Annotated in this window: 3 protein-coding genes; all 3 read left to right on the top strand. The window is 53.0% G+C overall.

The genetic code is table 11. The features are described 5' to 3' along the window. Positions 1 to 75 precede the first annotated feature (75 nt). The 3 genes from B2Y11_RS05105 to B2Y11_RS05095 all read left to right on the top strand — a co-directional run bounded on the left by B2Y11_RS05105 (position 76) and on the right by B2Y11_RS05095 (position 2,966). Positions 76 to 873 (top strand): hypothetical protein, encoded by a 798-nt coding sequence (locus B2Y11_RS05105; protein ID WP_291056966.1) that lies wholly within the window; start codon positions 76 to 78, stop codon positions 871 to 873. Next, positions 870 to 1,688, top strand: coding sequence for a hypothetical protein (locus B2Y11_RS05100; RefSeq protein ID WP_291056964.1), 819 nt, complete (start codon positions 870 to 872; stop codon positions 1,686 to 1,688). Before B2Y11_RS05105 ends, B2Y11_RS05100 begins: the two co-directional genes overlap by 4 nt. A gap of 225 nt (positions 1,689 to 1,913) precedes the next feature. Continuing rightward, on the top strand, positions 1,914 to 2,966 hold the full coding sequence (locus tag B2Y11_RS05095) for a type II asparaginase (protein ID WP_291056962.1): 1,053 nt from the start codon (positions 1,914 to 1,916) through the stop codon (positions 2,964 to 2,966). The last annotated feature ends 235 nt before the right edge of the window (positions 2,967 to 3,201 follow it).

The following is a 3,201-nucleotide window of genomic DNA, read 5'->3' as shown; positions in this document are numbered from 1 at the left end:
ATAAAAGCAAACTCTATGAATTAACCAGTGCTTCCCTAATAACTCCTGATTCATTCATGAAAGGTGAAGATAGATATGAAAATGAAAAAATGGCTGGCAGTTTCCATGACTGCCCTGGCAGTGACGGCTGGAAGCATGGTGGTATCCGCCGATTCTTTGACCTTATCCGGCGGGGAAGTGCTGGACATGGGCTCTTCCGTGTCCGTGTATCCCGGCGAGCGGTCTTTCTTTGGAAGCCAGTTCCACGACTGGCTCATGGAACCTAATGCGGCGGTTACGGTGGAAAAAGCGCTGGAAGGGGCTTCCGTTTTCTCGAAGGATAAGGACTATTCCAAAGAATTTTCAGAAATGGCCGTTTCCATTCTCCGCACAGGTAAAGTGTACCAGGTGAGAGCAGCGGCTAATGATACCTATTACCAGGGGATGATGGTGTCCCTTTCCGTTTCTGACAGCGATATGTTAAAGCTGGCCATGTACGGCCATACGGCACTTTCAGAAGAGGAAAAATCGAAAGCTGCTGAGACTGCAAAGGACAATTCCGGGAAGGTTCCTGCTGCCAAGGCAGGTTCTTCTGAAAAAGTTCCGGCTGCAGAGGATTCCATGGATGAGGCCATTGTCCTTTTCCGTGGAGCAGTGAAGGTGGAAAACCATTCCGCCTGGGAAGACAGAAAATCGGACAAGGGCCTTTCCTACCGCACGGGAGATGCCCGGCTGGTGCTCAATAAAAACGGATTTATGATTCCCCTCTATGTGAAGGGGGTCATTACCAGAGGCGAGGGGAAGACGGTGTATACCGTATTTGCAGCGGACCAGGCGTCGGGCCGCTATTTCCAGCCCCTTCTGGATAAGGCGCTGAAGGAAGCAAAGAAATGAAAATCAGGAAATTAGCAGCTGTGCTGGCGGTCCCGCTCCTTATGGCAGCGGGGACGGCCATGGCGGAGGGGCCCATGCCCCCGGCCCAGGGATATGGTATCGGTGACCAGACGCCTCTGTTTCCAGGGGTAGGGCCGGTTTTGGGCGATGGAACCGGTACGGCGGCACCCCTTGGGGAAGCTCTCTCAAAAGCCGGGGCGGTTCCTGTTTCGGAAATGGGCGAAGTCTTCCTGAACCATGCAGCTTTGCCGAAGGATGTCCACTATGAGCCCCTGGCCAGGGGAGACTCTGTCTTTGCCCGTCACATGGGCACCATGACGGTGAAGGGGAAAAGATATACTGCCGGCGCCCTGGTCGTGGGTGCTGACTTCAAAGGAAAGGCGTCCGATGACTTCTTCGGCGGTATGTTCCTTCCCAAAGGCCACAGCCCGGAGGCGGGGGCACGGATGCTTGCCTTCAATGTGGCCCTCCTGAAGCTGGAGAGTACCATGAACGAAGTATTTCTTCATGGAGTGGATGAAGTGAGAAGGGATACGGGAGAAAAACTGCCCTATGATTTCCTTACTGTGGACATGGTACATGTGGAACAGCTCCACAGCCTGAAGGGAAATCCCAAAACCTACAGCTTTTCCATCCGGCCCGTATTCTCCGCCGACGGATGGATGGTACCTCTTTTCATTCGCGGCTTTGCAGCCAAAGTGGACGGCAGCTACCGCTTCCTTTTCCTGGTAGCGCCGGACAGCGAAAGGGACATGGTTGAAAGAGCAGGCCTCGATCTTATCCGCCGGCCAATGATGAAAGAGGTAAAGAAATAATGAAAAAAGCTGTGAAAAATGGGAACATTTTTTGCAGCTTTTTTTTGCTGCCAATAGGAGAACTATGGTGATAAGCCGGCTGCCTTTTCATCACAATGGAACCGGTACCTGTTCTTTATTACTTTTGAGGGAGACTTCTCCACTTTTGTCGAAATGGCAGTGGTGCGATGTTATAATAAATCAAACAATTCCTTATGACTAAGACCGTGTACAGGAGGCATGACCATGATTTTTTCCATTTTTCTTCTTATGATTCTATTTCTTCTTCTGCCTGCATGGGCAGTGAGGGCGGAAGAAAGGAAACCTTCTGTCCATCTTCTGGCCACCGGCGGCACCATTGCAGGGAAGGCCTCTTCTGAAACGGCTACCACCGGCTATGAAGCCGGCGCACTGGGGGTGGAAGACCTTCTTTCCACCCTGCCGGAGGTGAAGGACTATGCCCATGTGACAGGGGAGGAAATATGCGGTATTGACAGCAAGGATATGACCGATACCATCTGGCTCACCCTTGCAGAAAGGGTGAACGAACTGGCAGGTAAAAAGGACGGGTTTGTCATCATCCACGGCACCGACACCATGGAAGAAACGGCCTGGTTCCTCCAGCTCACGGTGAATCCTTCCATCCCCCTGGTGCTCACCGGAGCCATGCGTCCTGCCACCGCCCTCAGCGCCGACGGCCCCATGAATCTTTTAAATGCCGTCCGTCTGGCCGGCGACCCGTCGGCTAAAGGGAAAGGGGCGCTGGTGATGATGAATGATACCATCTTCGCCGCAAGGAATGTGACGAAGGGCAATACCCTGTCCCTGGACACCTTCCGCTCTCCTGACGGCCCTCTGGGATATATGAATGACGGCAGGCCCGGCTGGTGTGCCCTGCCGGTGCGTATACCCAAAGGACAGGCTCCCTTTGACATAAGGCATATGAAAAGCCTTCCTAAAGTTTACATTGTCTACGGTACCGCCTGCGCCGACGGCGCCATGGTAAGAGGTGCCGTCTTTGCCGGAGCCGAGGGCATCATCTATGCGGGCACCGGAAACGGCAGTATCCATAAGGCCGATGAAATCGAACTGGCAAAGGCAGCAGCCGCAGGCATTCCGGTGGTGAGAAGCTCCCATGCCGGAAGCGGCTCCGTCATTTCCGCCGAACCCTCCTATGACAGAGAAGGCTTCATCCACGGCGGCTCCCTCTCCCCCCAGAAAGCCAGAATCCTTTTGCAGCTGGCCCTGACAAGGACAAAGGATTTTGGGGAAATCGGAGAGATGTTTGAGAGGTACTAAGAAGGTAGTGGGCTGGTGTGCTAGTGTGCTGGTGTGCTAGTGTGCTAGTGTGCTAGTGTACTAGTGTACTAGTGAGCTGGTGTGACAGTGAATGCTGCTGTCAAACCTGAGAAGCCTTGGGCCGTTAGGCCCATTAAGGAAGCGCTGATTAAATCGTTATCGGATTTCATTCTTGCATTTTTTTTCAATGCAAGGAATAAGTCGACGCAAATAGCGAGCTATTTAAGGAGGCTTA

Origin of the sequence: Dialister sp. UBA1703 (assembly GCA_002320515.1) — a bacterium.
Classification (GTDB): Bacteria; Bacillota; Negativicutes; order Veillonellales; family Dialisteraceae; genus Dialister.
Note: the sequence above shows the minus strand (reverse complement) of the source record. Positions and strands in the feature narration are given on the sequence as shown.

Excerpts from the sequence above, each read along its gene's own strand:
- B2Y11_RS05105 (WP_291056966.1), top strand. The coding sequence starts at position 76 with ATGAAAATGAAAAAATGGCTGGCAGTTTCCATGACTGCCCTGGCAGTG.
- B2Y11_RS05100 (WP_291056964.1), top strand. The coding sequence starts at position 870 with ATGAAAATCAGGAAATTAGCAGCTGTGCTGGCGGTCCCGCTCCTTATG.
- B2Y11_RS05095 (WP_291056962.1), top strand. The coding sequence starts at position 1,914 with ATGATTTTTTCCATTTTTCTTCTTATGATTCTATTTCTTCTTCTGCCT.